Annotated in this window: 28 protein-coding genes; 17 read left to right on the top strand and 11 right to left on the bottom strand. The window is 62.9% G+C overall.

The genetic code is table 11. The annotated features are described in order from the left end of the window. Both BLT65_RS47580 and smpB read right to left on the bottom strand, forming a co-directional pair. Nucleotides 1-312: hypothetical protein (locus BLT65_RS47580; protein ID WP_208545714.1), on the bottom strand; the 312-nt coding region annotated here is incomplete at its 3' end. 24 nt (nt 313-336) lie between these two features. Then, nucleotides 337-783 carry an SsrA-binding protein SmpB gene (gene smpB, locus BLT65_RS00685; RefSeq protein ID WP_042313492.1) on the bottom strand — a complete coding sequence of 149 codons (447 nt, stop codon included), beginning with the start codon at nt 781-783 and terminating at the stop codon, nt 337-339. 131 nt (nt 784-914) lie between these two features. Here smpB and BLT65_RS00680 point away from each other — a divergent pair, with 131 nt between their 5' ends. Both BLT65_RS00680 and BLT65_RS00675 read left to right on the top strand, forming a co-directional pair. Then, on the top strand, nt 915-1,352 hold the full coding sequence (locus BLT65_RS00680) for a type II toxin-antitoxin system RatA family toxin (RefSeq protein ID WP_035990853.1): 438 nt from the start codon (nt 915-917) through the stop codon (nt 1,350-1,352). Continuing rightward, nucleotides 1,349-1,681 carry an RnfH family protein gene (locus tag BLT65_RS00675; protein WP_091774062.1) on the top strand — a complete coding sequence of 111 codons (333 nt, stop codon included), beginning with the start codon at nt 1,349-1,351 and terminating at the stop codon, nt 1,679-1,681. Before BLT65_RS00680 ends, BLT65_RS00675 begins: the two co-directional genes overlap by 4 nt. Before the next feature lie 108 nt (nt 1,682-1,789). On the opposite strand, the gene BLT65_RS00670 is transcribed toward BLT65_RS00675, so the two are convergent. After that, nucleotides 1,790-2,764, bottom strand: coding sequence for a DMT family transporter (locus tag BLT65_RS00670; protein ID WP_091774836.1), 975 nt, complete (start codon nt 2,762-2,764; stop codon nt 1,790-1,792). Between the two features lie 307 nt (nt 2,765-3,071). On the opposite strand from BLT65_RS00670, the gene guaB reads away from it, so the two are divergent. The 3 genes from guaB to guaA all read left to right on the top strand — a co-directional run bounded on the left by guaB (nt 3,072) and on the right by guaA (nt 7,153). Continuing rightward, nucleotides 3,072-4,532 (top strand): IMP dehydrogenase, encoded by a 1,461-nt coding sequence (guaB, locus tag BLT65_RS00665; RefSeq protein ID WP_091774060.1) that lies wholly within the window; start codon nt 3,072-3,074, stop codon nt 4,530-4,532. A 6-nt stretch (nt 4,533-4,538) separates the two neighbouring features. Next, complete coding sequence (locus BLT65_RS00660; protein WP_091774058.1) at nt 4,539-5,357, top strand: hypothetical protein; 819 nt, start codon at nt 4,539-4,541, stop codon at nt 5,355-5,357. Between the two features lie 212 nt (nt 5,358-5,569). Beyond that, entirely contained in the window at nt 5,570-7,153 is a 1,584-nt protein-coding gene (guaA, locus tag BLT65_RS00650; protein WP_042313504.1) for a glutamine-hydrolyzing GMP synthase, read from the top strand. Between the two features lie 111 nt (nt 7,154-7,264). On the opposite strand, the gene BLT65_RS48370 is transcribed toward guaA, so the two are convergent. From BLT65_RS48370 to BLT65_RS00635, 4 genes are all read right to left on the bottom strand, one after another. After that, nucleotides 7,265-7,399, bottom strand: a complete 135-nt coding sequence (locus tag BLT65_RS48370; RefSeq protein WP_007750087.1) for a hypothetical protein — start codon at nt 7,397-7,399, stop codon at nt 7,265-7,267. A 138-nt stretch (nt 7,400-7,537) separates the two neighbouring features. Continuing rightward, nucleotides 7,538-8,050: a GNAT family N-acetyltransferase gene (locus BLT65_RS00645; protein WP_244186391.1), complete on the bottom strand. Its 513-nt coding sequence runs from the start codon at nt 8,048-8,050 to the stop codon at nt 7,538-7,540. Between the two features lie 50 nt (nt 8,051-8,100). Further along, nucleotides 8,101-9,576 carry a UdgX family uracil-DNA binding protein gene (locus BLT65_RS00640; RefSeq protein ID WP_091774052.1) on the bottom strand — a complete coding sequence of 492 codons (1,476 nt, stop codon included), beginning with the start codon at nt 9,574-9,576 and terminating at the stop codon, nt 8,101-8,103. Between the two features lie 15 nt (nt 9,577-9,591). Continuing rightward, on the bottom strand, nt 9,592-10,803 hold the full coding sequence (locus tag BLT65_RS00635) for a putative DNA modification/repair radical SAM protein (protein ID WP_091774050.1): 1,212 nt from the start codon (nt 10,801-10,803) through the stop codon (nt 9,592-9,594). A 260-nt stretch (nt 10,804-11,063) separates the two neighbouring features. Between BLT65_RS00635 and BLT65_RS00630 the strand changes: the two genes are divergently transcribed. Then, nucleotides 11,064-12,605, top strand: a complete 1,542-nt coding sequence (locus BLT65_RS00630; protein WP_091774048.1) for a tetratricopeptide repeat protein — start codon at nt 11,064-11,066, stop codon at nt 12,603-12,605. Nucleotides 12,606-12,685: 80 nt separating this feature from the next. Here the strand turns inward: BLT65_RS00630 and BLT65_RS00625 are convergent, their stop codons facing one another. Beyond that, entirely contained in the window at nt 12,686-14,026 is a 1,341-nt protein-coding gene (locus BLT65_RS00625) for an APC family permease (protein ID WP_091774046.1), read from the bottom strand. Between the two features lie 157 nt (nt 14,027-14,183). After that, the gene (locus BLT65_RS00620; protein ID WP_091774044.1) at nt 14,184-15,029 is read right to left on the bottom strand and encodes a carbon-nitrogen hydrolase family protein; all 846 of its coding nucleotides are present in this window, start codon (nt 15,027-15,029) and stop codon (nt 14,184-14,186) included. Nucleotides 15,030-15,214: 185 nt separating this feature from the next. Here BLT65_RS00620 and BLT65_RS00615 point away from each other — a divergent pair, with 185 nt between their 5' ends. Further along, nucleotides 15,215-16,033, top strand: coding sequence for a response regulator transcription factor (locus BLT65_RS00615; protein ID WP_091774042.1), 819 nt, complete (start codon nt 15,215-15,217; stop codon nt 16,031-16,033). Nucleotides 16,034-16,133: 100 nt separating this feature from the next. Here BLT65_RS00615 and BLT65_RS00610 read toward each other — a convergent pair whose 3' ends face one another. Further along, nucleotides 16,134-16,814, bottom strand: coding sequence for an outer membrane lipoprotein (locus tag BLT65_RS00610; protein ID WP_091774040.1), 681 nt, complete (start codon nt 16,812-16,814; stop codon nt 16,134-16,136). Nucleotides 16,815-16,985: 171 nt separating this feature from the next. Then, on the bottom strand, nt 16,986-17,222 hold the full coding sequence (locus BLT65_RS46275) for a hypothetical protein (RefSeq protein ID WP_143036459.1): 237 nt from the start codon (nt 17,220-17,222) through the stop codon (nt 16,986-16,988). 159 nt (nt 17,223-17,381) lie between these two features. Here BLT65_RS46275 and BLT65_RS00605 point away from each other — a divergent pair, with 159 nt between their 5' ends. The 10 genes from BLT65_RS00605 to BLT65_RS00560 all read left to right on the top strand — a co-directional run bounded on the left by BLT65_RS00605 (nt 17,382) and on the right by BLT65_RS00560 (nt 26,511). Continuing rightward, a complete protein-coding gene (locus BLT65_RS00605) occupies nt 17,382-17,783 on the top strand; it encodes a DnaJ family domain-containing protein (protein WP_091774038.1) in 402 nt (133 codons plus the stop codon). A gap of 140 nt (nt 17,784-17,923) precedes the next feature. Further along, nucleotides 17,924-18,463 carry a tRNA adenosine(34) deaminase TadA gene (gene tadA, locus BLT65_RS00600; RefSeq protein ID WP_244186407.1) on the top strand — a complete coding sequence of 180 codons (540 nt, stop codon included), beginning with the start codon at nt 17,924-17,926 and terminating at the stop codon, nt 18,461-18,463. Between the two features lie 13 nt (nt 18,464-18,476). Then, nucleotides 18,477-19,403, top strand: a complete 927-nt coding sequence (ldcA, locus tag BLT65_RS00595) for a muramoyltetrapeptide carboxypeptidase (protein ID WP_042313531.1) — start codon at nt 18,477-18,479, stop codon at nt 19,401-19,403. Between the two features lie 329 nt (nt 19,404-19,732). Further along, on the top strand, nt 19,733-20,449 hold the full coding sequence (locus BLT65_RS00590; protein ID WP_091774034.1) for a GntR family transcriptional regulator: 717 nt from the start codon (nt 19,733-19,735) through the stop codon (nt 20,447-20,449). Between the two features lie 404 nt (nt 20,450-20,853). Continuing rightward, entirely contained in the window at nt 20,854-22,350 is a 1,497-nt protein-coding gene (locus BLT65_RS00585; protein ID WP_091774031.1) for an NCS1 family nucleobase:cation symporter-1, read from the top strand. A gap of 85 nt (nt 22,351-22,435) precedes the next feature. Further along, on the top strand, nt 22,436-23,293 hold the full coding sequence (locus BLT65_RS00580) for an aspartate/glutamate racemase family protein (protein ID WP_091774029.1): 858 nt from the start codon (nt 22,436-22,438) through the stop codon (nt 23,291-23,293). 155 nt (nt 23,294-23,448) lie between these two features. Further along, complete coding sequence (puuE, locus tag BLT65_RS00575; RefSeq protein WP_091774027.1) at nt 23,449-24,402, top strand: allantoinase PuuE; 954 nt, start codon at nt 23,449-23,451, stop codon at nt 24,400-24,402. Beyond that, nucleotides 24,399-24,920, top strand: a complete 522-nt coding sequence (gene uraD, locus BLT65_RS00570) for a 2-oxo-4-hydroxy-4-carboxy-5-ureidoimidazoline decarboxylase (protein WP_091774025.1) — start codon at nt 24,399-24,401, stop codon at nt 24,918-24,920. The genes puuE and uraD overlap by 4 nt, the downstream gene beginning before the upstream one ends. 68 nt (nt 24,921-24,988) lie before the next feature. Continuing rightward, nucleotides 24,989-26,002, top strand: coding sequence for an allantoicase (gene alc / locus BLT65_RS00565; RefSeq protein WP_042313548.1), 1,014 nt, complete (start codon nt 24,989-24,991; stop codon nt 26,000-26,002). Further along, complete coding sequence (locus tag BLT65_RS00560) at nt 25,999-26,511, top strand: ureidoglycolate lyase (RefSeq protein ID WP_091774023.1); 513 nt, start codon at nt 25,999-26,001, stop codon at nt 26,509-26,511. The genes alc and BLT65_RS00560 overlap by 4 nt, the downstream gene beginning before the upstream one ends. Nucleotides 26,512-26,737 lie beyond the last annotated feature (226 nt).

The raw sequence follows: 26,737 nt of genomic DNA, 5'->3' as shown, positions 1-26,737 counted from the left end.
CGCGGATGCCAGCGAAAACGCAAGCAAATCAAACGGCGACGCGTGAAGCACGAAGGCAAAGCGCGGATGCCAGGGAAAACGCAAGCAAATCAAACGGCGGCGCATGAAGCCCAAAAGCAAAGCGCGGACGCCAGCGAAAACGCAAGCAAACCAAACCGCGGCGCATGAAGCCCAAACGCAAAGCCCGTATGCCAGCGAAAAGGCAAACACACCGCGCCGAAGCCCGCGCAGCAAATACAGCGGATGCCAACGCAAAGACCAAAACCCCAAAAAACCGACCGTCACCGCCGCGGCAAAAACCTCAAACCTCACCGCGCCGCACAGGCCGCAAAAACCTCAAACCGGCGTCCGCATCAACCTCGCTTTCTCCCGCTCCCAATCCCGCTTCTTCTCAGTCTCACGCTTATCGTGCTGCTTCTTGCCCTTGGCAAGCCCGATCTCACACTTAACCCGCCCGTTCTTGTAATGAAAATTCAACGGCACAAGCGTATACCCGCGCTGCTCGACCTTGCCAATCAGCTTGCTGATTTCCTCAGCATGCAGCAGCAGCTTGCGCGTACGGACCGGGTCCGGGTTGATATGCGTCGACGCTTCGGGCAGCGGACTGATGTGCGTGCCGATCAAAAACAGCTCCGCGTTCCTGATCACGACGTAGCCTTCCTTGATCTGGCCACGCCCGGCGCGCAGCGCCTTGACTTCCCAGCCCTCCAGCACGAGCCCCGCCTCGTAACGCTCTTCGACCGAGTAGTCGTAGAACGCTTTTCTGTTGTCGATGATGCTCATGAATGGAAAGTGGCCAACTCGTTTAAAATCACGATTTTAGCAAAGCGGGACGCCGAAAACCCGCCGCGGTGTCATTCCGTTGTCACGCGCTCGCTATTTATCAATCCCTGTTGCCACGCGCTGTTCAATTTATGGCAGATGTCCAGAAAACCGTGTTGATACGCCACTCGGCGGAACAGATGTTCGACCTCGTCACCGATGTCGCCGACTACCCCAATTTCCTTCCGTGGTGCGGCGGCGTCGAAATCCGCCGCCAGGAGGAAAACCTGATGGAGGCGAAGATCGACATCAACTTCAAGGGCATCAAGCAACACTTCGCGACGCACAACACGCAGGAGCGGCCGACGCGCATCGACATGAACTTCGCCGACGGCCCGTTCAAGAAGTTCACCGGCTACTGGCGCTTCACGCCGCTGCGCGCCGATGCATGCAAGATCGAGTTCGCGCTCCACTACGAGTTCGCGAACATTCTGCTGGAGAAAATCATCGGACCGGTGTTCAGCCATATCGCGAACACGTTTGTCGAATCGTTCGTGAAACGCGCCGACCAGCGCTACGGCAAGGCATGAGCAGGACGCTGACCATCGAGGTCTGCTACGCGCTGCCGGGCGAGCAGACGCTGATCGAGCTGCAGTTGCCGCAAGGCGCGACGCTCGGGCAGGCCATCGACGCGAGCGGTATCCTCGAGCGGCATCCCGGAATCGATCTGACGAAACAGAAGACAGGCGTGTTCGGCAAGCTCAAGCCGCTGGACACCGTGCTGGCCGACCACGATCGTGTCGAGATCTACCGGCCGCTGATCGTCGATCCGAAGCTCGCGCGGCAGCGGCGCGTCGAGAAATCGCGTCAGGAAGGGTCCGTGGAAGGGCGTAAGTGGCTGCACAAGGATTCGCGCTGACGTCCCGCAGACGTGCAGCGCACAAATGGCGAACGGCGCACCGTGTCACGCGGTGCGCCGTTTTTGCTTTGTGGTCAGAGGTTTTGGCTGCAGACAAAAGGGCGCAGCCTAATGCACAGCCGCCTGAGCCTTTTCTTCGAGCGTCGAGCGGTCGGAATCGTCGTCAGCATGCTGGCGTACCGACCAGCTGACGCCCGCGACCAGCAGCAGGATGGCGGCCATTTCGAGCGGACGGGGCATCCGGTGATCGTAGATGAAGGCGTAGAGCAGCGCGAACAGCGTCTCGAACACGATCAGCTGGCCCGACAGCGTTAGCGGCAAACGCTTGGACGCCGCGTTCCACAAGCCGTTGCCGAGCCACGACGCGCCGATCGCGAGCCCTAGGTTCAGCAGCCAGAACAGATGCCAGCGGGTGTCGACATGCGACGTATCGACGGCCGACGAAGGCAGCACGGCCACGACGACCCACAGCAGCGCGCCGAGCAGGCCCGTCACGACGCCCCACAGCACCGACCACTCGTTGCCGCTGAAATGCGTATGACGCTGCAGATACCGCGCGTTTTCGACGGCGAACCACGTCCAGCACGCCAGCGCGCCGACCGCGCAGGCGATGCCGATCAGTTTGTTCGCGATCGTTCCCGGCGTTTCCCCCGCCGTGCCGAACACATCGACATTGATGCACACGATGCCCGCGACGACGAGCGCGAGCGGCCAAGCGAGCCGCGCAAGCGGCACGGCGCCATGATCGCGCCGTCCGAGCAGCGTCACGGTAACGGGCAGCACACCGACGATCAGCGACGACGGCGCAATGCCAACGAGATGCACAGCGCCCGTCAGCAGCAGGTAATAGAGCAGGTTGCCCGCGAGCGCGAGCTTGACGAGGGCGTTCAGATCTTCACGCGTAAGCCGGCGCATCAGGGAGCGCACAGAAGGCAGGGCGGCCAGCAGCGACACGACGCCGTACATCGCGTAGCGGCCGGCGCTCAGCAGCACGGGCGAAAAATCGGGCAACAGCCGCGGCACCAGAAACACCATGCCCCATAACGCTCCCGCCAACATCCCATACACCACGCCGCGCTGCATTGCCTTGCCCCGATCGAAAAACTGAAAGTGCGCGAAGCATAGCCGCACGGGCGGGTTCGCGTCTTGTTCGATTCTGCACTTTGCAGCACTTCGCCTATGCTGGAAAAACGCGGCTGGAAGGATGAATGACAGCGTCTGCGTTCGAACGAGCATACGAAACCGGTTCGAACGCGAGCCGAACGCAGAAGCGAAATCAGACGGTCGTTCGATGCGAAAAAACATTGAAGAATTTCGCTAACTGACTGTTCGTGCAGCGAAAACCGGAAGGTTTCGCGTATAATTCGCTTTTGCGCCTATAGGATTTGCCATGCGTCTGATCCAAAAAGCACTCACGTTCGATGACGTGCTCCTCGTCCCGGCTTTCTCCGACGTTCTGCCGCGCGACACCAGCCTGAAAACCCGGCTGACCCGCAACATCTCCCTCAATATGCCGCTCGTGTCCGCCGCGATGGACACCGTTACCGAAGCTCGCCTCGCCATTGCGATGGCGCAGATGGGCGGCGTCGGCATCATCCACAAGAATCTCACGCCGGCCGAACAGGCTCGCGAAGTCGCGAAGGTCAAGCGCTTTGAATCAGGCGTCGTGCGCGATCCGATCACGGTTCCGCCGCAGATGAAGGTGAGCGACGTGATCGCGCTGTCGCGCCAGCATGGCATTTCGGGTTTCCCGGTCGTCGAAGGCGCGCAACTGATCGGCATCGTGACGAACCGCGACCTGCGCTTCGAAACGCGTCTGGACGAGCCCGTGCGCACGATCATGACGCCGCGCGAGCGTCTCGTTACGGTCAAGGAAGGCACGCCGCTCGCCGAAGCGAAAGCGCTGATGCACGGCCACCGCCTCGAGCGCGTGCTGGTCGTCAACGACGCGTTCGAACTGCGCGGCCTGATGACGGTGAAGGACATCACGAAGCAGACAGAGCACCCGGACGCCTGTAAGGACGAGCATGGCAAGCTGCGCGCGGGCGCCGCGGTCGGCGTCGGCGAGGACAACGAAGAGCGCGTGTCGCTGCTGGTGCAGGCGGGCGTCGACGTGATCGTCGTCGATACGGCGCATGGTCATAGCCGGGGCGTGCTGGAGCGTGTCCAGTGGGTCAAGAAGAACTTCCCGCACGTCGAGGTGATCGGCGGCAACATCGCGACGGCCGACGCAGCGAAGGCGCTCGTCGAGTACGGCGCGGACGGCGTGAAGGTCGGCATCGGCCCGGGCTCGATCTGCACGACGCGTATCGTCGCAGGCGTGGGCGTGCCGCAGATCAGTGCGATCGCCAACGTGTCGGCGGCACTCAAGGGCACAGGCGTACCAGTGATCGCTGACGGTGGCGTGCGCTTCTCGGGCGACGTCAGCAAGGCGCTGGCAGCAGGCGCGAACGCCGTGATGATGGGCAGCATGTTTGCCGGCACGGAAGAATCGCCTGGCGACGTGTTCCTGTATCAGGGCCGCCAGTACAAGTCGTACCGCGGCATGGGTTCCGTCGGCGCGATGAAGGACGGCGCGGCTGACCGCTACTTCCAGGACAACTCCGCGAACATCGACAAGCTGGTGCCGGAAGGCATCGAAGGCCGGGTCGCGTACAAGGGCTCGGTTGGCGCGATCCTGTTCCAGCTGATCGGCGGCGTGCGTGCATCGATGGGTTACTGCGGCTGCCGTACGATCGACGAACTGCACGATAAAGCTTCGTTCGTCGAAATTACGTCGGCGGGCATGCGCGAATCGCACGTACACGATGTCCAGATCACGAAGGAAGCGCCCAACTATCACGTGGACTAATTGCCGATGAAGCCGCTGCTGCGTGCCGTACTGATCATCGATGCCTTGTTGCTGCTGGCGTTCGGGCTGCTGTTTTTGCTCACGCCATGGAAATCGTTGTACGACGCGCTGCAGCTGGTGCAGACGGACCCTGCGCTGGTTGGGCAGGGGGCGGGCATCGCGCTGATCGGCCTGGCGTGGCTTGCGCTGCATGCGTCGATCGACGGCGCGATGACGGTGACGACGGCCAAGGTCGTCGGCCATGTGAACTGGCTGACGGGCGTGCTGATGCTGGTCTGGCTGGTGGGGCTGCATACGCCGCAGTTGACCGGGTTCGGTCAGCTGGTGGCGGTGCTGACGGGCGTAGTCCTGCTCGTTATCGGCCTGGGTGGCGTGAAGCTATCGAGCGCGGTGAAGCGGCGCGAACGGCTGGCCGGCACGGCCGCCGCCGAACGCACGGACCGCGTGGCGGCGCGCGACGCCGAGAACGAGGCGCGCAAGGCCGAGCGCGAGCGTAACGCGGCTCGCCCGGGTGTGGTTTATCCGGCCACCACGGGGCCGCATGTCGAGCCGACGCTTGCCGCAACGCCTGCCGTGAGCACGGTAACGCCTGTGAGTCCCGCGACGGGGCATCCCGTCGAGCCTGGCCTGACGGCGCAGCCGCCGCGCGCGACGATGCCCGAAGCGGCCGCCGCCGCGCGTGAAGACGCGCTGGCGCACGAACGCCGGGCGGAAGCCCACGAGGACGCCGCTGCGCGTGAACGCGCCGCAGCCCAGCGCAACGAAGCCGACGCACGCGCTGCCGAAGCGAAATCGGGCACACCCCGGCCGCCGTTTCATGGCTGACCCGCACAAGCTCACGCCCACTGCCGAAACAACTGGAATCCGTCTGCGCGCAGGTCTTTTATCGCGCTTTATATCGATCACGGCACGCAGCGATGCGGCGCTCACGCCGCCGTTGCCGCGCAAGCCAATCCGTTTCGAATACAACGCCGTTCTGTCGCGATGCGACACGCGCGGCTTTCCCTATCCGTTCTTTTTAGATTCCGTCCGCTGCCATGCATGACAAGATCCTGATCCTCGACTTCGGTTCGCAAGTCACCCAATTGATCGCACGCCGCATCCGCGAGGCGCACGTGCTGTCGGAAATCCATCCGCACGACGTCAGCGACGAGTTCATCCGCGAATTCAAGCCGACGGGCATCATCCTGTCGGGCGGCCCGAACTCGGTGACCGAGAGCGACACGCCGCGCGCGCCCCAAGCGGTGTTCGAAGCGGGCGTGCCCGTGCTCGGCATCTGCTACGGCATGCAGACGATGGCCGAGCAGCTCGGCGGCAAGGTCGAAACCGGCCATCTGCGCGAATTCGGTTACGCGGAAGTGCGCGCGCGCAACCACACGAGCTTCCTCGACGGCATTCAGGACTTCGCAACGTCCGAAGGCCACGGCATGCTGAAGGTGTGGATGAGCCACGGCGACAAGGTGCTGGAAATGCCGCAAGGCTTCCAGTTGATGGCATCGACCGACTCGTGCCCGATCGCGGCGATGGCCGACGAGGCGCGCCACTTCTACGGCCTGCAATGGCACCCGGAAGTCACGCACACGGTGCAGGGCCGCGCGATGCTCGAGCGCTTCGTGCTGAAGATCTGCGGCGCGAAGCCCGATTGGGAAATGGGCAATTACATCGACGAAGCCGTCGAGAACATCCGCAAGCAGGTCGGCGACGAGCATGTGATTCTCGGTCTGTCGGGTGGCGTGGATTCGTCGGTGGCGGCGGCGCTGCTGCATCGCGCGATTGGCGATCAGCTGACCTGCGTGTTCGTCGATCACGGCCTGTTGCGCCTGAACGAAGCCGAGCAGGTGATGGCGATGTTCGCCGACAACCTCGGCGTGAAGGTGATCCACGTCGATGCGAGCGAGGCGTTTATGTCGAAGCTCAAAGGCGTGACGGATCCCGAAGCCAAGCGCAAGATCATCGGCGCCGAGTTCGTCGAGGTGTTCCAGACGGAAGCCGGCAAGCTGACGGATGCGAAGTGGCTCGCGCAAGGCACGATCTATCCGGACGTGATCGAATCGGCGGGCAAGGGCAAGAAGGCCGCGCATACGATCAAGAGCCATCACAACGTCGGTGGTCTGCCGGAGACGCTCAATCTCAAGCTGCTCGAGCCGCTGCGCGAACTGTTCAAGGACGAAGTGCGCGAGTTGGGCGTGAAGCTGGGCCTGCCGCCTTCGATGGTGTATCGCCATCCGTTCCCGGGACCGGGCCTCGGCGTGCGGATTCTCGGCGAAGTGAAGCGCGATTACGCGGACCTGCTGCGTCGCGCGGACGCGATTTTCATCGAAACGCTGCGCACCTTCATCGACAAGGAAACGGGCAAGTCGTGGTACGACCTGACGAGCCAGGCGTTTGCCGTGTTCCTGCCTGTGAAGAGCGTGGGCGTGATGGGCGATGGGCGCACGTATGAGTATGTCGTCGCGCTGCGCGCAGTGCAGACGCTCGACTTCATGACGGCGCATTGGGCGCATCTGCCGCATGATTTGCTCGGTCATGTGTCGAACCGGATCATCAACGAAGTGCGTGGTATCAATCGCGTCGTGTACGACATCTCGGGCAAGCCGCCTGCGACGATTGAGTGGGAGTGATCGGACGTCTGCACGTGCCGAAACCACAAGCATCAGAATGTTCAAAAGCCCGCGTCAGCGGGCTTTTTTTTCGCCACGATGCTTCGCGGCGGCAAATCGCGGAGATTCGAGTTACCGATCGTATCGTTGTGCGTTCTTGCCCAGTTCTTCGATATCAACGGATGCTGCGAGAAATGCGCCGCAACGCGGCTTGTCCACGAAACGAAGCCATTGGCTGAACTGGCTGAGAAGGAAGTAGACGAACATGATGCGCTCCTGTCGATGAAGGTGGTAACAGGCGCAGTCCATATCGTGTTGAGTGGCGCCCTGTTGATGTTTCAAGAATAGGGGCGCCTAAAAGTGACGGACATAGGACAAGGACGAATTTTGAGATAACAGCTGCGGCTATACCTTCTCCAGCACATACGTCGCCGCCAGCGTCCCGTAGCACGGCTGCAAACCGACACTCCGCATCCCAAGCCGCTTCATCACCTTGATCGATCTTTCATTCGACGGATGTGTCGTCGCATAAACAGCAGCGAGGCCAAGCTCGTCAAACGCGAATCCGATCATCGCGCGCGCCGCTTCCGTCGCGTAGCCTTGTCCCCAGTGATCGCGCTTCAAACGCCAGCCGACTTCCACAGGATTGCCCGGTTCATTTTCGATGTGCTGCAAGCACCCCGCGCCGATGATCTCGCCGCTGTCGTGCCTGATGAACGACCACCACGAAAAGCCGAACCGCTCCCAGCGCGCCTTCGCCGAATCGATGCTCTGATGCACTTCCGTCGGCGTCGCGGGCGAACCGTCGCCGAGAAATTTCATCACGACAGGATCGGAGTTGAGCGCGAGAAGCCCCGCGAAATGGGCTTCGTCGAACGGTTCGAGGCGCAGCCGCGAGGTATGGAGAAGGGTTCGCATGTCATCCGTCCATTGGATGGATGAATGCTCGCGCATTCCTGGACGAAACACTAGCGCGATGCTTGCCGCCGTTCCTGCTCCGTGTCGGCCAGATCGCGCGCCCGCGCCAATGCAGAAGCGATTGCGTCCAGCACGCGCTCGCGCGCCTCGTCGTTCTCCTGCCGCAACGCGAAAGACGGGTGATACGTGGCGATCACCTGCATCCCGTCAACATCGATCGGCCGGTCGATCCAATCGCGCAAACTGACTTTCTCGTGCAGCAGCGCGGTCAACGCAGACGCGCCCAACGTGACGACGACGGCAGGCTTCACACGTTCCAGTTCGCGTTCGAGCCAGTAACCGCACGCATCGATTTCCTGCTGCGCCGCTGTCTTGTGCAGGCGCCGTTTGCCGCGCAGCATCCACTTGAAGTGTTTGACGGCGTTGGTCAGATAGAGATGCTCGCGCCGCAACCCCGCGCGCTCGATCGCGACATCGAGCAATTGGCCCGCTGGCCCGACGAACGGCTTGCCAGCGAGATCTTCCTGATCGCCGGGCTGTTCGCCGATCAGCATGATGCGCGCATCGTCTGGACCGATGCCATCGACGGCCTGCGTCGCGTGCCGCCATAGCTCGCAGCGCCGGCATGCGTCGAGCGTCGATGGCGGCTGACGCGCCGGCTGTGCGCTGTGCGCATCGACAGGCACGCTCTTGCCGCCCAGCACGCCGACGCCGCGCGCCTGCGCGACCCGTTGCGCGCCGCTCTTCGCTTCGCTGATCATCGACGGAATCAGGTGCGCTTCGGGCAAGCCTTTCCAGAAGCGCACGGGCATGTGCTGTTCGAGCGCCGTCTCGTTCAGGCGCGCGGGATTGAACGTGCTGCGGTAGTAGGCGAGCCAGAGCGCTTCGGATTCGTCGGCGGTGTGCTTGCAGCGGTCGCTGGATAACGCCGGGCGGCGTTCGAGCCGCAACGCGCTGCCGTTCGACCATGCTGCGCTATCGGGCGTCGAGATGAGCCACGTCGAGCGGCCCATGCGGCGTGCGAAATGCTCGGCCGACCAAGCGAGCACATCGTGCTCCGGCTCGTACCACGCGACGTACTCGGGCAGATCGGCCGCTGGCGCATCGTTGCCGGGCTCGCGCAACCGGAAGCGCACATACGCGATCATGTCGTGCTTCGCGCGCCGTACGGCCTTGGCCATCTTGTACAGGCGCGCGCCGTCGCAATCGGCGGCGGACGCGACCGAGCGGTCGCCGTCATGCCATCGCCAGAGCACGCGGTAGAGGAACGCCCAACGTGCCGTGTCGCGATAGAGCCCTGCGTCCTTCAGCAGTTCGCCGAGCTCGCGGGAAATGCGGACATTGGCCGGAGCGGTCGTTGCCTTCGACACAGGCGCGTGATCGTCGAACAACGCGGGCGTGGTTGCGCGATCGTCATCGCCAACTACACGCCAGTCGATATCCTCAGGCGCAATGCGGCTCGCTAGCGCCTGCAGCGCGGCTTCGCGCCACGCCGTATAGCTGTCGTCGATCGAGATGACTTGCATGCGCTCGTGTCCGCGTCAAAGCAGCGACAACTGCGTCGGCGGCGGCGTCAGTGCGTGACGTAACCGCTGCGTCGACGCGTCGGCGTGCGCAGGGCGATAGTCCGCTGTCACGACGAACGGCCGTGTCTTGTCCATCGAACAGCGCAACTGCACGAGATCCTGATAGCGGATGCGCCGCGAGCGCCGCAGTTCCACCAGACGCTTGGCGTTGCGCATGCCGATGCCCGGCACGCGCGCGATCATGCGTGCGTTCGCGCGATTCAGATCGACGGGAAAGCTCTCCCGATGACTCAGCGCCCACGCGAGCTTCGGATCGATATCGAGCGCGAGATTGCCGGGTGTGTCGAACAGTTCGTCGACGCGAAACCCGTAGCCGCGCAGCAGAAAATCGGCCTGATACAAACGATGCTCGCGCAACAGCGGCGGCGCCTTGGCCGGCAGCGCCGTCGGACTGTCGGGAATCGGGCTGAACGCGGAATAGTAGACGCGCTTGAGCCGGTACGAGCCGTACAGCGTTTCGGCTGTTTGCAGGATCGTGCTGTCGCTGGTGTCGTCCGCGCCGACGATCATCTGCGTGCTTTGCCCAGCGGGCGAGAAGCGCGGCGCCTTCGCGTCGCTCTCGGCTTCGTCGCTGGCGAGGCGAATCGAGCCCATCGCGAGGCGGATCGTGCGGGCGCTTTTCTCGGGCGCGAGCCGTTCCAGACTGATGTCGGTCGGCAGTTCGATATTGACGCTCAGGCGATCCGCGTAACGGCCCGCTAGCGCGATGAGTTGCGGATCGGCATCGGGAATGGTCTTCAGATGGATATAGCCGCGAAACAGGTGCTCCTCGCGCAACGACTGCGCGACGCGCACCAGTTGCTCCATCGTGTAGTTCGATGAGCGGATCACGCCGGAACTGAGAAACAGCCCGTCGATGTAATTGCGCCGGTAAAAGTCGAGTGTGAGGCTCACGACTTCCTCGGGCGTGAAACGCGCGCGCGGCACGTTGCTCGTGCGCCGGTTCACGCAATACTGACAGTCGTACAGACAGAAGTTGGTCAGCAGGATTTTCAGCAGCGACACGCAGCGGCCGTCAGGCGTGAAGCTGTGGCAGATACCCGCGCCCGTGCTCGCGCCGAGCCCGTCCGCGCCGCGCGAACTGCGCTGTGGCGCACCGCTGCTCGCACACGACGCGTCGTACTTGGCGGCGTCGGCGAGTATTTCGAGCTTTTTGAGCAGTTCCATGGCAGACGGAGATACTGTATATGCGTACAGTATTCTACGCCGTCGCGTGTCGTCCACAAGGCACGTATCGTGGCAAACGCGGCGGCTGTCCCCGATTTGTCCTATTTTTCAGTGGATAAGCGGAACCACGGCGGCGGCTTCTGCCTTCACACAACTTCACAGCTCGCCGGCGGCGCAGTGCCATCATTGCTGCCCCCGAGCCAAATCGACGTATCGACGGTTCGAAGCCTCAGTTTTGTCGCGGTGAAGGACATGATCGAATGACATCCCAGCCAGATATCGACCAGCGCTACGCGGCAGCCGAGCAAGCCTTTTTCGCGGGCGACCACGGTACGGCGCGCGCGCATCTGGACGCCGTCCTGCAAGCGCAGCCAGAACACGCCGCCGCGCTACATCTGCGCGGCCTCGTTGCGTTCGAAGCGAAAGAGCCGGGCGGCGCGGCGCACTGGATCGAGCACGCGCTGCGCGTGCGGCCCGATCCCATTTTCTACAACAGCCTGAGCGTCGTTCAGATTCGCTCGGGCGCGCTCGCCGAGGGTGCGGCGAGCGCGCAACGCGGCCTCGATCTCGCGCGCAGCGAGCCGTCCGTGTCGATCGAAACATCGATTCTCGCCTTCAATCTCGGCGTCGCGCTGCAACTGAACGATGACATGGAAGCGGCAGAGCACGCGTATCGCAGCGTGATCGAAACGAACCCGGCGCACTCCGGCGCGCACAACAACCTCGGGCTCGTGCTGAACGCGCTCGGCGATGTCGAAGCGGCCATCGTGCATCACCGGCGCGCGTATGAGCTCGATCCGTCGAATCTCGAAGCGCGCAGCAATATCGGCCATATGATGCTCGCGGCCGGGCGATACGAAGAAGCGTGGCCGCATTTCGAATACCGCTGGGCCGCGCTCGGCAACAATCGCGGCGAGCGTGGTGCGCGGCCGGCTGAATGGCCCGTGCCGCAGTGGCTGGGTGAAGCTTCGTCGAAACGGGACGCACGGCTGTTCATCGTGTACGAGCAGGGGCTCGGCGATGCGTTGCAGTTCAGCCGCTTTTTCCCACTCGCGCTGGACCGTTTCGCTACGGTTGGCTTCAACTGCCCGAAGCCGCTGCGGCGGCTTTTCGAGGATTCGTTTGGCGAGCGTTATCCGCAGTTGCGACTGCTGGACGATGTGCCCTCCGACTGGAGCGAATGGGACTGCTATTCGCCGATGCTCTCTCTGCCGATGGCGCTCGAAATCGGCTTGCAGAACCTCGGCTCGGCGCCGTCGCGTTATCTGCGCGCCGATGCGCAGCGCGCCGCATACTGGCGCGCGCGTCTCGCGGCTATCGCGCCGCAACGCGTGCCACGCATCGGCATCGTGTGGGCGGGCGGCAAAATCAACGCGCATATGGACAGGATGCGCAGCATCGCGCCTGCGCAGGTCGAGCGGCTTCTCGCATGGCCGCGCGCGCAGTGGATCAGCTTGCAGAAAGCGGACGATGCTTCGAAGGAACTCACTGCGGCGCCGCGTCCGAACGTGACCGACTGGATGAACGAGATCGCGGATTTCGCCGACACGGCGGCGCTCGTCGAACCACTCGATCTGGTGATCGCCGTCGATACATCGGTTGCGCATCTCGCCGCGGCGATGGGCAAGCGCGTGTGGCTGCTCAATCGCTACGCGGGATGCTGGCGGTGGCTGCGTGAGCGCACTGATAGCCCGTGGTATCCGGGCATGCGGATCTTCAACCAGTCGGAGCGCGGCAACTGGGTCGACGTGCTATCGAATTTGATCGACGCGCTGGAAGCCGAATTTCCAACACACGCATAAAAGCAAAACGCGGCGCATACAATGCACCGCGTTTTCTCGAACACGATCCGCCACGGCGAATCGCGTATTCCGCTATCCGCTCAGATCGCCACTTCAGGCGGTGCCTGGCGGAACAGACGCGTGATCCAGCACAGATACGCGATACCCAGTACGAACCACACCGCGCCGAGCATGAGCGCCGTCTTTTCGAGGCTCGCGAGCAGCCAGATATCGGCCACTGCGCCGATCAGCGGAAACACCAGCCCGCCGAACACGCCGATCTTGCGCTCGCCATGATTGCCCGACAGATACAGACGGATCACGCACAGGTTGACGGCCGTGAATGCGAGGAACGCGCCGAAATTAATGAACGACGTCGACGTCGCCACATCGAGCTTCAGCGCAATCAGCCCGACGATGCCCGCGATCGCGATATTGATCGCCGGCGTCTTGAAGCGCGGATGGATATAGCCGAAGAAGCGTTTCGGCAGGATTTCATCGCGGCCCATCGCGTACAGCAAGCGGCCGACGCTCGCCTGTGCCGAAATACCCGACGCGAACTGCGCGAGAATCAGACCCGCGAGAAACACGGTCACGAAGATATCGCCGCCGATCATCTTCGCGACTTCGAACGCGGCCGAATCCGTGTCCTTGAACTCGACGCCGGGGTGCGCCAGCTGCATCGTGTACGCAGCGATCACGAAGATCGCGCCGCCGATCAGCGCGATCAGCAGGATTGCGCGCGGCATGTTCTTCTTCGGATCGATGGTTTCTTCCGTCAGTGTCGACACGGCATCGAAGCCGAGATACGAATACGCGGCGATCGCGGCGCCCGCCATCGTTGCGCCGAGCGGCACATGCGGCTTGAAGAACGGTTCGGCCATCGCGATTCCACCCGGGCCAGCCGCCGCCGACGCATAGTGCCAGCACAGCGCGACGAACATCGCGACGATCGCCAGTTGCACGACCATCAGCACGATGTTGAAGCGCGCGGCCAGTTCGATCCCGACGATGTTCAGGCCGCTCGTCAGCACGATGAATGCGACGATCCAGATCCACGACGGCACATGCGGAAACGCCGCGTTCAGATACGCGGCGCCGATCAGCCAGATCACCATCGGCAGGAAGAAATAGTCGAGCAGCGTCGCCCAGCCGATCAGGAAGCCCAGGTGCGCGTTGAAGGTCTTGCGCGTGTACGTGTACGCCGAGCCGGCGACGGGGAAGAGCCGCGCGAGCTTGCCATAGCTGAGCGCGGTGAACGCGATCGCGATCAGCGCGAGCAGATAGGCGAGGGCGGCCGTGTCGTCGCTGGCTTTGGCGAGCACGCCGTAGGTGCCGTAGACGATCAGCGGCGCCATGTAGGCGAGACCGAACAGCAGCACGGACGGCAAGCCGAGCGTGCGCTTCAGATGCGACGGTTCATGGGATGACGACGCTTGCATGATTTCTCCTAAAGCCAGGCCGAGAGCGATGGCCGATATGGATGTCTTCTGGATGCCTTATGGTGCCTATGGCTGGCATTTCGACGGGCGTGGGCGCACCCGCGCAGGGCGCGCTCGGCCCCGTGCGGTGCATCCCGGACAGACTGCTGAAAAGCGTTCAGTCGCTGCGGCGGCGGCGCGCTTCGACCATCAGCGCGCGATGGCCATTCGACTGTTCGACAGGCACGAGGCCGAGCGGCACGCGTGCATCGTGCAGATAGTTGTAGTGCTCTCGGCTCGCTTCGAGCCGTTTGAAATCGACGGTCGCCTTCGTCACCGTTTCTTCGCCGCCCAGTTCGAGTACCGTTTCTCCGAACGGATCGATCAGCGCGGAGAGGCCGGGGAAGGTCAGGTTGTCGTCGCCGGAACCGCAGCGGTTCACCATCAGCGCGAACATCTGGTTTTCCATTGCGCGTGCCTGGATCGCGCGGCGATGCACGGGGCCGAACGGGTCCATGTTGCCGTTGGTGACGATCAGCAGATCGGCGTCGAGCGCCGCGACGGCACGCGCCGATTCGGGAAATTCGATGTCGTAGCAGATCAGCAGGCCCACGGTGAGGCCATTCCACATGCAGGTTTCGAAGCGGTCGCCGGGCGTGAACACGCCTACATCCGATGCCCACAGATGCGTCTTGCGATAGCGCAGCGCGATGTCGCCGCGTTCGTCGACGAGCACCGTCGTGTTGTAGAACTGGTTGCCGTCGCGTTCGGCGAGGCCCACTGCGACGGCGACACCCTTTTGCCGGGCGGCGTCGCGAACCGCGGTCAGCGCGGGGCCATCGAGCGTCTGCGCGACGTCGGCGATGTTCTCGCGCGTCGGAAAACCCGACAGCGTGGTTTCGGGGAACACGATCAGCTTCGTGCCGCCCGCTGTGTCGGCGCGTCCGATTGTCTCGACGACCTTGCGCGTGTTGTGCGCGACGTCGCTGTCGATCAGCGCGAGTTGCGCCAGTTCTACCTGCATGGTGTTGCCTCCTTCCAGATGCCTTTCAGCGGTGCGCAATGTGCGTTGCGCATCCGTGTTTCCTGCGATTTTTGTGCCGCGCGGAACAGTGCGTACGTCGCCCGCTTCTCGTATTGAGGCGGATTATCAGGGTATTATTTTTGTCCTGAAATTACCCACGAGGGTTACCCTCACCGGAGGACACGATGGACTTCGAATGGCGAGATCTCGCTTTTCATCGGGAGATCGGCTCGGCCATCGACGCCCTCGATGGTCCGCATTTCTGGGCGCGCCTGACGCGTGTGCTTGAAAGGCATGTCGGTTTCGACAGCTGGGTCGCGTTGCGCTTCAAGCGCGATGCCGCGCCGCTCGTGCTCGCCGAGCAGGCCATGCCCGACGGCAAGATCGACCTGATGTTCCAGGACTATCTGGCCGCGCTCTATCAGCTCGATCCGTTTTATCTCGCCACGTTCGAAACGCAGGCGTCGGGCTTCTACACACTCGCCGACGTCGCGCCCGACAACTTCCGGATGACCGAGTACTACCAGCGTTACTTCAAGAAGAACATCGTCGGCGACGAGGTGCATTTCAATGTCGTGATCGATCGCGATCACACGATGGGCTTTTCACTCGGCAAGACGAGCCGCTACGACGAGCGCGAGATCGCGTTGCTCACGCTGTATTCGCCGTGGGTGCTCGCGTTGATGCAGCAGCGCTTGCGTTTCGAGAAGTTCGTTGGGGAAGAAGAGCCGCGCGCGACCGGAAACGAAGAGGCGGATCTGCATGCGCGCTTCGGGATGCTGACTGGCAAGAACGGGCGCGGCGCGTTGACTGCGCGCGAGATCGAAGTGGCGATGTTGTCGTTGAGTGGATTCTCGTCGCGCGCGATCGCGGAGAAACTGTCGATCTCGTTCGAAACGGTGCGCGCACACAAGAAGCATATCTACGCGAAGCTCGGCGTCGGATCGCAGTCCGAACTGTTCGCGATGTTTTATGAACCGGGGAGAACGGTCGAGCCGGAGTGAATGTTGTCGCGCTGCTTCGATTGCTTGTGATCGAAGCAGCGCTCGGTGCTACCAATGCGTGAGCGCGTCGAGTTCGTGGCCTGGTGATGGCTTGAACGGCTTAATAGCGGTCGAGCCGGTTGCCCGCAACACGCACGCGATCGCCAGGATGCAGGTCGCCGGGCGAGCCGACATCGAATGCGCGTACGGAGCCGTCGTTCAGTTGCACCGAAACCCGGTAGCCGCCCGGCGACGACGCGCCCGCCTGCTGACCCAGCTGGTTGCCCGCGACGGCGCCGCCCAGCACGCCGATCGCAGTCGCCGCATCGCGTCCATGGCCGCGCCCGAACTGGTTGCCGATCACCCCGCCGACAACCGCACCGATCACGGTGCCTGCGACGCCACCCGCCGTCACGGCGCCTGGATTCGCAAGCGGCTGGATCGACGCAACTACGCCGTATTGCTCGCCGTATCCGTAGCTCTGTTGCGGCTGCTGGTAAGCCTGATTGTCTTGCTCATCGGGCTGATCGTAGCCGGGTTGTTGATACTGCGGCTGTTGCGCATACGGCTGCTGATAGGGCTGTTGATAAGGCTGCTGATACTGAGGCTGCTGCGCATAGCCAGGCTGCGCATAGACCGGTTGCGCCGGTTGTGCGTAGGCCGGTTGCGTGGCGTAGGTCGAGCCATAGCTCGCGCCGTACGGCGAATTGCCAGGGACAACGCAGCCTGCGAGCGGCAGCGTGACGCAGAGCGCGATCAACGTAGTTCGAACGAGAGGGCGAGCAAAACGGGTGTGGGTCATGTTACGTGATTGTCGAGATGCCACCAGGTGTGGACCGCGACGAGTATAGGGAAACGCGCATCGCTAGTGATGCGCGGCCCGCGTAACAGTGTGTAAATTGCGCGTCCGATAAAAGCGCCTGGTGAAACAGTGGTGCGCGGGTGGGAAAAGCGGCTGAAAAAAGCGAGGAAGTCAGAAGCGAAAGCCGGTGCCGACGCCGCAGCTACCGCCAACTCCGCCGCTGCCGCCGCCGATGTTGCAAAACACGCCGCAGCCGGACAACGCGAGCGACAGTGCGACGCCCGTTACAAACACCCTCGCGAACGAGACGACGCGGCGGCGATTTGCGCCTGGCATCCGCGAGCCGCGTGTGGTGGCGAGCTTTGGGTGAATTGAGACGATGGCGGGAGTGAAATTTCGATGGGACATGACGGAGCCGGAAGCGCTGAAAAACCGACAACCATATCTCGGCCTGGAATGCCAGCCCATACGACTAATCCTAATCCTGGGTGTGTCCTCTAGGCGTCTGACAAATCCATTTCTCAGCGTCCTGATAAAATGCCAGAGCCGCAACGTAGTGGACTGCAAATGAAATTGCTTGATGCACTTGTCGAACAACGGATTGCCGCCGCGGCTGCGCGGGGCGAGTTCGATTATTTGCCGGGAACCGGCGCGCCGCAGGTTCTCGATGACGACGCCCTGGTGCCCGAGGAAGTTCGAGTAGCGAACCGCATTCTGAAGAATGCGGGCTTCGTGCCGCCCGCCGTCGAACAACTGCGGGCGCTGCGCGACCTGCAGAACGAGCTGGATGCCGTCAGCGACCGCAGCAGCCGCTGCAGGCTGCAAGCGAAGATGCTGGCCCTCGATATGGCACTGGAATCGCTGCGCGGCGGGCCGCTCGTCATGCCGCGCGAGTACTGTCGCCGGATCGCGGAGCGCCTGTACGAGCGCGTCGCGGAAGAGCCGACCGCCGACGCGGGGCCGGCGTGAACCCCGGCGTCGATCCGGCTGTTTTGCCGTCTGCCGTTTCCATTTCGTCTGAAGATTTGATCATCCCGTCCTGCTCGGACGTCAGCGTCGCGAACGAAACGAACGCTGCTACCGACACTCCCGCGCCCGAACCCGCCCCCATTACCGAACGCGATCGCCGCTTCATGGCGCTCGCGCAGGCTGCCGCCGAAGAGGCGCGTGCCGTCGGCGAGGTGCCTGTCGGCGCGGTGCTGGTCCGTGGCGACGAAGTGATCGCGAAGGGCTTCAATCATCCGATCGGCGGTCACGATCCTTCCGCGCACGCCGAAATGGCCGCGCTGCGCGCCGCCGCGCAAAAGCTCGAAAATTACCGGCTGCCGGGCTGCGAACTCTATGTCACGCTGGAGCCTTGCCTGATGTGCGCGGGCGCGATCATGCACGCGCGCATCGCACGCGTCGTGTTCGGCGCGCGCGATCCGAAGACGGGCGCCTGCGGCAGCGTCGTCGATGCATTCGCGAATCCGCAACTGAACCATCACACGACAGTGACGGGCGGCGTGCTCGAAGAGGCGTGCGGCGCTGCGTTGCGCTCGTTTTTCGCCGACCGCCGGCGCGCTGCGCGGGAAGCGCGGGCGGCGGCCGCATTGAACAACGCATCGGATGCGGCCGATCCGCGTCCGGATACCAATCAGACCCTCTGACTTGCCACTTCATATGGCCAAGCACCGCACCATCGAACTGATCGCGCCTTCCGGCTATCCGCACGATCCGAACGCGGTTCATCTCGCGTTGAAGCGCTTGCGTGCGCAAGGGCATCACGTGGAGAACGTCAACGCGACACAGCGGCGCTATCAGCGGTTCGCCGGCACGGATGGCGAGCGCGCGGCGGAACTCAATCGCCTCGCGGATCCATCGCGCGAACTGCCGGATATCGTGCTCGCCGTGCGCGGCGGCTACGGCGCAGTGCGTATCCTGCATGGGCTCGACTATCGCGGCCTGCAGCGCCGCCTAGGCGACCAGCCGATCGCCTTCTGTGGACACAGCGATTTCACGGCACTGCAGCTTGCGCTGCTGTCGCAGGCGAACGTGAAGACGTTTGGCGGCCCGATGCTCGCCGTCGACTTCGGCGCCGAAAGCGTCAGCGATTTCACGATGAAGCATTTCTGGAACGCGCTGACTTCGGAGACGTTCACGGTTTCCAGCACGGCTCCCCAACCGCAAACCATCGACGTGACGGGCACGCTGTGGGGCGGCAATCTGGCTGTGATCGCATCGCTGGTCGGCTCGCCGTACATGCCGCCTGTGGAAGGCGGCATCCTGTTCGTCGAGGACGTGAACGAGCAACCATTCCGGATCGAGCGGCTGATCTATCAGTTGCATCTGGCGGGCATTCTCGAGCGTCAACAGGCGCTCGTGCTCGGCGATTTCTCGGGCGGCAAGGCATTCGACTACGACAACGGCTACGATCTGCGCGCGATGGTCGAGCAGGTGAGGTCGGTAGTCGGCATTCCGATCGTGACGGGCCTGCAGTTCGGCCATATTCCCGATATGGTGACGCTGCCCGTCGGCGCCGAAGCGCGTCTCGTCGCGGGCGCTCGCGGGTTCAAGCTGACCGTTTCAGGGCATCCCGTGCTCGAATGACGGTTGGGTCCCTGGTTCATATCCGGCGAAGGCGAGGCAACTCGCCTTTGTTTTTGATCGTCTAATGCAACTAACTGTCTGGTTCGTTTGATGCCTCCAAGTACAAGTGCGACCACGCGTAGCCGGATTTTGTTGACAAAATAGTCTGCAAGGAAGGTGGCGATCGGACCGCGCGTATGGTCTGAAATCAAGCGCTGATAAGGCTTTCGTAGCGTTTGGGTTAGTTTTGAGCACGTCAGTCCAAACCAGAATTGTCGTAAATTCGCTCTCAAAATTGTTGACAATATTTATGTCCGTCCTAAGATGGACCACATAACAGCACGCCCATCATGTCCGACACACACAACGTCACCGCGAGCAGCACGAAACCCGAAGCGATCGCCGAGCGTATTCGCGCCGCGATCCTCGAGCATCGGCTCGCGCCTGGCGCGAAATTGACGGAAGCCCAGTTGTGCGAAGTATTCGGCGTCAAGCGCGGACCGATCCGTCAGGCACTGGCTCTGCTGTCCACCGACCACCTCGTCGATCTGGAGCCGAACCGCGGTGCGTTTGTCGCAAGTCCGTCGCTGCAGGAAGTGCATGAAGTGTTCGAGATGCGCCGGATCATCGAACTGGCCGTCGTCGACAAGATTTGCGCGAGCCAGGGCTCGCGGCGGTTGAAGAGCATCGGCGGGATGATCGCGCGGGAGCGCAAGGCGTTCGAATCGCGCGACTTTCCGGCGTGGATCAGGCTGTCGGGCGAGTTCCATACGGAGCTCGCGTCGCTGACGGGCAATACGGTGCTGTGCAATTGCCTGAACGGACTGGTCGCGCGCTCGACGCTGATCTCGGCACTGTACGAATCGCTGGGCCGCAGCCCGTGTTCGTTCGAAGACCACGAAGCGATTCTCGCCGCGCTCGACGCCGGCGATGCAAAGACAGCAGGCGCGCTGATGTCGCGTCACTTGCAGAGCGTCGAGTTGAAGATGCTGGATCGGCCGGCTAGCGGTGGGACCGATCTGCACGAAGTGTTCGGCATGCGCGCGCCCAGGGCCGCAGCCGGCTGACTGGCGGTTGTCGATTGCCGATTGTCGAAGTGCAAGCCTGACGCACGCCCGCGCTCGCTGGCGGTGCGCGCTGCACTGAAGTGAACGGAGCTTGACCAGAAAGTCGACCCAAAGGTCGATCGCTATCACATCCGATACACGCCGCACCCGGCGTGTACCGAGACCGAAAGACCGTACAGCGAGGGACGCCCATCAGGCGGGCCACGCTCACACGGCGAAGCCTTGCAGGCGTTCGCGGAAAGCCTGCAGGGTCATCAAAACAAGTACGTAAGTACGGAGACATCCGCGGCAACCTGTAAGCGATGCGCATACGCGCCAGCCACATAGTGAGCCGGTCGTGCGCCTGGCATACACGATGCAATGCTCGTCGATTCCCGTCGGCGTTCCCATCTTAGGAGGAATCCATGGCTCAGTTCAGTGCAGCACCGGATAGTTCGGCAATCCCCGATTACGAAAGCAGCGGACAAGGCGCTCACGCGGTGCCCGCAGGCTACAGCGAACGCCTGTACAACGAAGACCTCGCGCCGTTGAAGCATCAGACGTGGGGCGCGTATAACATCTTCGCGTTCTGGATGTCGGACGTACACAGCGTCGGCGGTTACGTGTTCGCGGGGAGTCTCTTCGCGCTCGGGCTGACGAGCTGGCAGGTGCTGATCGCGCTGCTCGTCGGCATTACATTCGTCAACGTGCTGTGCAACATGATCGCCAAGCCGAGCCAGCAGAACGGCGTGCCGTATCCCGTCGCGTGCCGCGCGACCTTCGGCGTGCTGGGCGCCAACGTTCCCGCCGTGATCCGCGGCCTGATTGCGGTTGCATGGTATGGCATTCAGACGTACCTTGCGTCGAGCGCGCTGGTGATCGTCGTGCTCAAGTTCTTCCCACAACTGCTGCCCTACGCGGATGTGCATCATCACGGCTTCATGGGCCTGTCGACGATCGGCTGGGCTGGCTTCATGTTGCTGTGGGTGCTGCAGGCACTCGTGTTCTGGAACGGCATGGAGACGATCAAGAAGTTCATCGACTTCGCCGGTCCTGCCGTGTACGTGGTGATGTTCATTCTTGCCGGCTACATGATCTGGCGTGCGGGCTGGAAGAACATCGGCATCAACCTGGGCGGCGTGAAGTATCACGGCATGGAAGTGATCCCGGTGATGATCACGGCGATCTCGCTGGTGGTGTCGTACTTCTCCGGCCCGATGCTGAACTTCGGTGACTTCTCGCGCTACGGCAAGAGCTTTCGCAGCGTCAAGCGCGGCAACTTCTGGGGCCTGCCCGTCAACTTCCTCGCGTTCTCGCTGGTGACGGTCGTCACGACGGCTGCGACGCTGCCCGTGTTCGGCGAACTCATTACCGATCCCGTCGAAACAGTGGGCCGTATCGATTACCCGACGGCCGTGATCCTCGGTGCTCTGACGTTCACGATTGCGACCATCGGCATCAACATCGTCGCGAACTTTGTGTCGCCTGCATTCGACTTCTCGAACGTGGCGCCGAAGCTCATCAGCTGGCGTGCAGGCGGCATGTTGGCTGCAGTGGCATCGATTTTCATCACGCCGTGGAACCTGTTCAACAACCCGGCTGTCATCCACTACACGCTCGACGTGCTCGGCAGCTTCATCGGACCTTTGTACGGCATCCTGATCATCGACTTCTTCCTCGTGAAGCGTCAGAAAATCGTGCTCGACGATCTGTACACGGTGTCGGAAAAGGGTTCGTACTGGTATCGCAATGGCGTGAACTATCGTGCAGTCGGCGCCTTGCTGCCGGCTGCAGTGATCGCGGTGATCTGCGTGATGGTGCCGTCGCTGAACGGTCTCGCGAACTTCTCGTGGTTCATCGGTGCCGGCCTCGGTGCAGTGTTCTACAGTGTATTGGCTCGCGATCTGCTGCGCGGTGCATGAAAGTTCATCAAAGGATGCAAGCAATATCTTGCATGGGACCGGAGTAAGCGCTAAAGCGCCAACTCCGGTCGACAAAGGAGTCGACATGCGTATCAAACTGATCAACCCGAACACGACGCAACGGATGACGGAAGCCATGGGCCGTTGTGCGCGCGACGTCGTGGCGCCGGGAACGGAGCTGGTGGCAGTGAGCCCGACGATGGGCCCGCCGTCGATCGAAGGCTATTACGACGAGGCGCTCGCCACGCCGGGGCTGCTCGCGGAAATCGAAGCGGGCGAGCGAGACGGCTTCGATGGTTATGTGATTGCGTGTTTCGGCGATCCTGGTCTCTATGCGGCGCGCGAACTGGCGCGCGGCCCGGTGATCGGCATCGCGGAAGCGGCGATGCATGCGGCGAGCGTGCTGGCGCCGGGTTTCTCGGTGGTGACGACGCTCTCGCGGACCTGCGGTATGGCCTGGCATCTGGCCGAGCGCTACGGCGTGAAGCGGTTCTGCCGCAACGTGCGTGCAACCGACGTCGCCGTGCTCGAACTCGATCAGCCGGGCTCGTCCGCGCGGCGCATCATTCTCGACGAATGCCGCCGCGCGCTCGACGAGGACGGATCGGACGCGATCGTGCTCGGCTGCGCAGGAATGGCCGAGCTGTGCCGGGAGATCGAGGATGCGCTGGGCGCGCCCGTCGTCGAAGGCGTGACGGCGGCTGTGAAGTGGGTCGAAGCGCTGGTTTCGCTGCGGCTGGCCACGGCCAAGCGGGGCGACTACGCGCGTCCGCTTGCCAAGCGCTATGACGGCGATTTTGCGCGCTTCAGCCCGACGGGCGAGCAGCCAGCGGCGGCGCCCGCCGCCCAGCAAGCCGCCGGGGAAGCGCTGCTGCGGGTGAACTCGAGTGCATTGCGCGCCGACCCCGCCGCCGATATTGCACCGCACATACACTCAGTCTGACATGCACTATCTGCCCGGGTGTATGGGCGCACCCGGGTGTTTTCGCTACACTGGTTCAACCCTGCCGGCCTTGCCGTAGCGTGTGTTTCCGCTTTTACGACGTCCGCCGGCGCGTACCTGTCAACGCTCACGTCAACCGCTGCGCCATTCACATCATGTCATTCGACCCGAACTATCCGCGCGACCTGATCGGCTACGGCCGCCACCCCGTGCAGGCAAACTGGCCAGGACGCGCGCGCGTCGCGGTCCAGTTCGTTCTCAACTACGAAGAGGGCGGCGAGAACTGCGTGCTGCACGGCGATCCCGGCTCGGAACAGTTCCTGTCGGAGATCGTCGGCGCGGCGTCGTATCCGGCGCGGCACATGAGCATGGAGTCGATCTACGAATACGGCTCGCGCGCGGGCGTGTGGCGCATCCTGCGCGAGTTCGAGAAGCGCGGCCTGCCGCTGACGGTGTTCGGCGTCGGCATGGCGATCGAGCGGCATCCGGAGCTCGCGCGCGCTTTCGTCGAGCTGGGCCATGAGATCGCCTGTCATGGCTATCGCTGGATTCACTATCAGGACATGTCGCCCGAGCGTGAAGCCGAGCATATGCGCCTCGGCATGGAAGCGATCGAACGCGTGACGGGCCAGCGGCCGCTCGGCTGGTACACGGGCCGCGACAGTCCCAATACGCATCGGCTGGTCGCCGAATACGGCGGCTTTCTGTACGACTCCGATAACTATGGCGACGATCTGCCGTTCTGGATGGACGTTGAAACGACGGGCGGCACAAAAGTGCCGCAACTGATCGTGCCGTACACGCTAGACACCAACGACATGCGCTTCGCCACGCCGCAAGGTTTCAACACGGCGGACCATTTCTTCACGTATCTGCGCGACGCATTCGACGTGCTGTACGAAGAGGGCGACGAAGCGCCGAAGATGCTGTCGATCGGCATGCACTGCCGCCTGCTCGGCCGCCCTGGGCGGATGCGCGCGCTGCAGCGTTTTCTCGACCACATCGAAAAGCACGAGCGCGTCTGGGTGACACGGCGTGTCGATATCGCGCGTCACTGGCGCGAGCATCATCCTTATCAACAACAGGACAACCGCGGGGCTGCGGCATGAAGGCGATGCAATACACACTGGACCAACTCAACAGCATCTCGACCGACGCGTTCGTCGCGGCGCTATCGGGCATCTTCGAGCATTCGCCGTGGGTCGCCGAAGTGGCCGCCGCGCAGCGACCGTACGCGAGCATCGACGCGTTGCACAAGACGATGTCGAACGCCGTGGAAACCGCCGGCGAAGCGAAGCAGCTTGCGCTGATCAACGCTCACCCGGAGCTTGCGGGCAAGGCGGCCGTGCGCGGCGAACTGACGGCCGAATCGACGCGCGAGCAAAGCGGCGCCGGTCTCGGTCAATGCACGCAGGAAGAGTTCGACAGGTTGCTGAGCCTGAACGCGGCGTATCGAGAGAAGTTCGGCTTTCCGTTCATTCTCGCCGTGCGCGGCTATGACCGGCACGGCATCATCGCGAACTTCGAAGCGCGCGTACACAACAGCCGCGCCGACGAACTGCGTGCGAGCCTCGACCAGATCTATCGCATTGCGCGTTTTCGTCTCGACGATCTGATCAGCGCGTAATCGTCGCTGATCGTCGTTACACAGACACGCACTCACAAAGCAACAACCCGACAGCAAGGAAGACAACGATGGCACTCCCGATTCTCGATCCCAACGCACCCGACTTCACGCGCCGTTTCGTGAACCTCGCGGACCCGCGTCTTGGCGCACAGGCGCTCGAAGCCAGCGACGATTTCTTCGCGCCGAAAGACCGCATGCTGAATCCGGAGCCGGCCGTCTTCATTCCGGGCAAGTACGACGAGCACGGCAAGTGGATGGACGGCTGGGAAACGCGCCGCAAGCGCACCACAGGCTACGACTGGTGCGTCGTGAAGCTCGCGCGTCCGGGCGTCATCAAGGGCCTCGATCTCGATACCAGCCACTTCACGGGCAACTTCCCGCCGGCGGCATCGGTGGAAGCGGCGCGTGTGGTGGACGGCGCGCCGAACCAGTCGACGCAATGGACCGAGATTGTGCCGTCGACCACATTGCAAGGCAACAGCCACCACTATCTCGAAGTGGGCGACACGAACGCGTACACGCACCTGCGCGTGAACATCTATCCGGACGGCGGCATCGCGCGTCTGCGCGTGTACGGCCAGCCGCAGGTCGATTGGGCGGGCGCGAGCCGCACCGATCTGTTCGACCTCGCCGCGATGGAAAACGGCGCGTATCTGGTCGGCGCGAACAACCAGCACTTCGGCGCCGCGTCGACGCTGCTGATGCCGGGCCGCGGCGTCAACATGGGCGACGGCTGGGAAACGCGCCGCCGCCGCGAGCCGGGCAACGACTGGGCGATCGTCGCGCTCGCGCAACCGGGCGTCATCAAGAAGATCGAAGTCGATACGGCACACTTCAAGGGCAACTATCCCGACCGCTGCTCGATTCAGGCCGCGTACGTGACGGGCGGCACCGACAGCTCGCTGATCACGCAGGCGATGTTCTGGCCCGTGCTGCTCGGCGAGCAGAAGCTGCAGATGGACAAGCAGCACTTCTTCGAAAGCGAGATCGCGGCGCTCGGGCCCGTCACGCATATCCGTTTCAACATCATTCCGGATGGTGGCGTGTCGCGCCTGCGTCTGTGGGGCACGCTCGCATCATGAAGACACTCGCTATCGAACCGCTGACACGCGAAGCGTTCTCGCCGTTCGGCGACGTGATCGAACTGGAAGGCGCGAAGCAGATCCCGATCAATCTCGGCACGACGATCCGCTATCACGATCTCGCGAACGTCGACGTCACCGACGAAGGTGGCCGCACGCTCGTCAATCTGTTTCGTGGACAGGCGCGCGCGCTGCCGTTCGAAATCACGATGATGGAGCGGCATCCGCTTGGCTCGCAAGCGTTCATTCCGTTGAATGACAAGCCCTATCTGGTTGTCGTTGCACCTGCTGGCGAGCTGGATGAATCGAAGATTCGCGCGTTCGTGACGAGCGGCTGGCAAGGCGTGAACTATGCGAAAGGCGTGTGGCATCATCCGCTGCTCGCATTGGGCGAGGTGAGCGATTTCATCGTCGTGGATCGTGGTGGCGACGGGCACAATCTCAACGAGCAGAATTTGCGCGAATCGCAGTGGTTGACGGAAGAGGCGATGAACGCGGTTGTCGTTTGATTTTTTGCTGCGCAAGCATTGGTGGTTGGTTTTTGTTTTTGAGCTGGCATCCGCGCTATGCCTTCGTGCTTCACGCGTCGCCCCTGTGCGGGGCGGCACCTACTTTTCTTTGCCGCCGCAAAGAAAAGTAGGCAAAAGAAAGCGGCTCACACCGCCAGCCCGTGTTCTTATCCACGGGCCCCCAACGTCCCCACGCTTCACGCGGCAACGCGCCAGTCTGCGCCCG

Source organism: Paraburkholderia steynii (assembly GCF_900100565.1).
Classification (GTDB): domain Bacteria; phylum Pseudomonadota; class Gammaproteobacteria; order Burkholderiales; family Burkholderiaceae; genus Paraburkholderia; species Paraburkholderia terrae.
The sequence above is the reverse complement of the archived record's forward strand: the minus strand, read 5'-3'. Positions and strand labels throughout refer to the sequence as shown.